The sequence below is a fragment of the Chryseobacterium sp. KLBC 52 genome, assembly GCF_003347605.1.
Taxonomy (GTDB): Bacteria; Bacteroidota; Bacteroidia; order Flavobacteriales; family Weeksellaceae; genus Chryseobacterium.
In genome coordinates this window covers 1-3,929 of the sequence record NZ_QDFZ01000035.1, presented here as the reverse complement: position 1 = coordinate 3,929, position 3,929 = coordinate 1, and the positions used below count along the sequence as shown (strand labels likewise).

Sequence of the window (3,929 nt, the reverse complement as noted above, 5' to 3'; positions counted from 1 at the left end):
AGTGATTTAATTTATCAACAATTTTTCGTGATATTCTTCATTTTATCAACAGAAAATGTACATATGATGTATGATAGATGTATATATGTTGTACCTCCGATATAAGCCACACACCGCACCAGGCACTATCTTTGCCCCCTGCAATCAACAAATAAGAACACAGATAAGTTTATGCTATTTATGCCATAACTTCTCAATCTATAAGAAGCTTCTGCTTCCCTTTATAAAACAATTAATACAAAGAAAATACTAATCAATTATTACACATTATGAAAAAAAACCTATTACTCGCGGGATTGCTCACCACTTTTTCTATCGTAGCAAAATCGCAGGTGGGTATTAATACCGCAACACCTACCGCAACTCTGGATGTAACTGCTAAAAGCAGTACAGGTACAGGTTCTTCAGTTGAAGGACTGCTTATTCCAAGAGTAGACAGACAAAAAGCTCAGAGTATGGCCGCAGTTCCGGTATCCACATTAATTTATGTAAACAGTATCGCTACAGGTACCACCTCGGGTACTGCCGTGAATATTGATACTGTGGGCTATTATTATTATAATGGTACTGTATGGACCAAACTGAGCACTCCCGTTAATATTTATAACGCAGATGGCACCCTTACCGGTAACAGAACGGTAACCCAGGGAGCCAATACCTTAGCATTTACAGGAACACAAACCAATGCATTTTCAGTAAACGGGAAAAATTTCTCCGTAGATGCCGCGAATAGCAGAGTGGGAGTCGGTACTATAGCCCCTGCTTCATCCCTGTCTGTTCAAAACAGTCCGGGAGCTACGACCAGTACCATTTCTGCGGGAATTGAAAATTGTGGTGCTGCATGTCTGCAGGGAATAGCAAGAAATATTACGCTCTATAATTTAAATGGTACCGGCGGGCAGTTTGGTGAAATAGGATTTATCCCATCAACATCCGAAACAGGACTTTCCGGGGCCAGCATTACAGGGATTGACCGTGATGCAGCCAACAGCTATGCAGGGTTACAGTTTTCCACAAGAAATGCTACAGATTATGCAGCAAGACTTACGATCAAATCTTCCGGAAATGTGGGTATCGGGACAACAAACCCTACCAATAAACTCCAGATTGAATCAGGTACAAGCGGAGCTTTGAAAATTGTAGACGGCACACAGGGCACAGATAAAGTCTTAACCTCCGATGCCAATGGAGTGGCAACATGGAAGGTGTTGCCAGCTGCACCTGCATCTACCAATATTTATAACACGGATGGATCTCTGACCGGAAACCGTACTGTTACCCAGGGAGCTAATACCCTTGCATTTACAGGAACGCAGACCAATGCTTTTTCTGTAGATGGAACTACTTTATCAGTAGATGCGGCCAATGACCGTGTAGGGCTTGGTACTGCAACACCTGATACTAAACTTACTATCAGTACCCCTGATAATAGTTTTGGATTGAATCATACCAATGGTACAGTGAATCTGAAAACATATATCGGAGGAGGAGTAGCTGCCTTGGGAACCACTACAGCCAATGATCTGAGATTTACTACAAATAACACCCAACAAATGAGTATTACCTCAGGAGGTAATGTGGGAATTGGGACAACCACTCCTACTAACACTTTGGACGTAAATGGAAATGCAAGGGTTCGAAATCTGACGACATTAGCCAGTTCTACAATTTCAGCTGTATATGCAGATGAGAATGGAGTTTTAGGAAAATCCAATATCAGCCCCCAGTCCCAGGTATCTTTTTATACAAGTAACAATCCCATGTATCAGAATGTAACAAATTATAACTCAGGAGTAACTCAAACAGTTTGGATACAATCCTCAGACTCAACATTAAATACTATAGGAACAACAGTTCCTGTTAATGGCAATGTTGCGATAAGCCAGACAGGAAATTATATGCTATCCGGATCTATAAGCCCTTCTCTGGCAATGAATAATGATGGGGACGGCTATGCCTATGTAGCAATTAATCTTGATGTCAGTACTGATGGAGGAGCGTCATGGAACACTGTAGCAGGAGGGCGGCCTATGTTTCCGCGAGTTACTGTCGGTACAATTAGATCTTATACCTTTTCTATATCACCTGTGATCAAATTTTTAAATTCCGGAGATCTCATCAGAATAGTCTTTTACCGAACCAAGGATGCTGGAAACAATTTACAAGGAGTTTCTATGACCTCAGCAGGCATTGCTTCTACTTATGGCGCACCTTCTTATACTCTAAGTATTAATAAATTATAAAATAAAACGCAGCATTTACTGTAAATAATATCAAAATTGCTGCTTATTATAAAGTTATATTGAAATAGGTATTGTTACAAAACTGCAAAGGAGTCATTATTGCTAAGAGGAAATGCGTACTTATAGGATTAACAGAGATAATTAATATTGAATATTCAATACAATATTTACCACAAAATGAATAAAGAAAAGAGGTTGTCTAAAAGCTTAGGCAGCCTTTGTTTTATACTACTAAAGTAAAAATAAATGATTACAATTTTAAATTTTACTTATTTTCATTTTTAGCTCATTGAGTAGTGATTTAATTTATCAACAATTTTTCGTGATATTCTTCATTTTATCAACAGAAAATGTACATATGATGTATGATAGATGTATATATGTTGTACCTCCGATATAAGCCACACACCGCACCAGGCACTATCTTTGCCCCCTGCAATCAACAAATAAGAACACAGATAAGTTTATGCTATTTATGCCATAACTTCTCAATCTATAAGAAGCTTCTGCTTCCCTTTATAAAACAATTAATACAAAGAAAATACTAATCAATTATTACACATTATGAAAAAAAACCTATTACTCGCGGGATTGCTCACCACTTTTTCTATCGTAGCAAAATCGCAGGTGGGTATTAATACCGCAACACCTACCGCAACTCTGGATGTAACTGCTAAAAGCAGTACAGGTACAGGTTCTTCAGTTGAAGGACTGCTTATTCCAAGAGTAGACAGACAAAAAGCTCAGAGTATGGCCGCAGTTCCGGTATCCACATTAATTTATGTAAACAGTATCGCTACAGGTACCACCTCGGGTACTGCCGTGAATATTGATACTGTGGGCTATTATTATTATAATGGTACTGTATGGACCAAACTGAGCACTCCCGTTAATATTTATAACGCAGATGGCACCCTTACCGGTAACAGAACGGTAACCCAGGGAGCCAATACCTTAGCATTTACAGGAACACAAACCAATGCATTTTCAGTAAACGGGAAAAATTTCTCCGTAGATGCCGCGAATAGCAGAGTGGGAGTCGGTACTATAGCCCCTGCTTCATCCCTGTCTGTTCAAAACAGTCCGGGAGCTACGACCAGTACCATTTCTGCGGGAATTGAAAATTGTGGTGCTGCATGTCTGCAGGGAATAGCAAGAAATATTACGCTCTATAATTTAAATGGTACCGGCGGGCAGTTTGGTGAAATAGGATTTATCCCATCAACATCCGAAACAGGACTTTCCGGGGCCAGCATTACAGGGATTGACCGTGATGCAGCCAACAGCTATGCAGGGTTACAGTTTTCCACAAGAAATGCTACAGATTATGCAGCAAGACTTACGATCAAATCTTCCGGAAATGTGGGTATCGGGACAACAAACCCTACCAATAAACTCCAGATTGAATCAGGTACAAGCGGAGCTTTGAAAATTGTAGACGGCACACAGGGCACAGATAAAGTCTTAACCTCCGATGCCAATGGAGTGGCAACATGGAAGGTGTTGCCAGCTGCACCTGCATCTACCAATATTTATAACACGGATGGATCTCTGACCGGAAACCGTACTGTTACCCAGGGAGCTAATACCCTTGCATTTACAGGAACGCAGACCAATGCTTTTTCTGTAGATGGAACTACTTTATCAGTAGATGCGGCCAATGACCGTGTAGGGCTTGGTACTGCA

At 40.4% G+C, this 3,929-nt stretch carries 1 protein-coding gene and 1 pseudogene; both read left to right on the top strand.

Going from position 1 to position 3,929, the window contains the following annotated elements; translation table 11 throughout:
- Positions 1 to 269: 269 nt before the first annotated feature.
- Positions 270 to 2,243: a beta strand repeat-containing protein gene (locus tag DDF69_RS21930; protein WP_114822643.1), complete on the top strand. Its 1,974-nt coding sequence runs from the start codon at positions 270 to 272 to the stop codon at positions 2,241 to 2,243.
- Between the two features lie 564 nt (positions 2,244 to 2,807).
- Positions 2,808 to 3,929, top strand: a pseudogene (locus DDF69_RS21925) (hypothetical protein); the annotation flags it as partial.

What these genes read in the sequence shown, in the direction of transcription:
- DDF69_RS21930 (WP_114822643.1), top strand. Translation starts at nt 270, where the DNA reads ATGAAAAAAAACCTATTACTCGCGGGATTGCTCACCACTTTTTCTATC.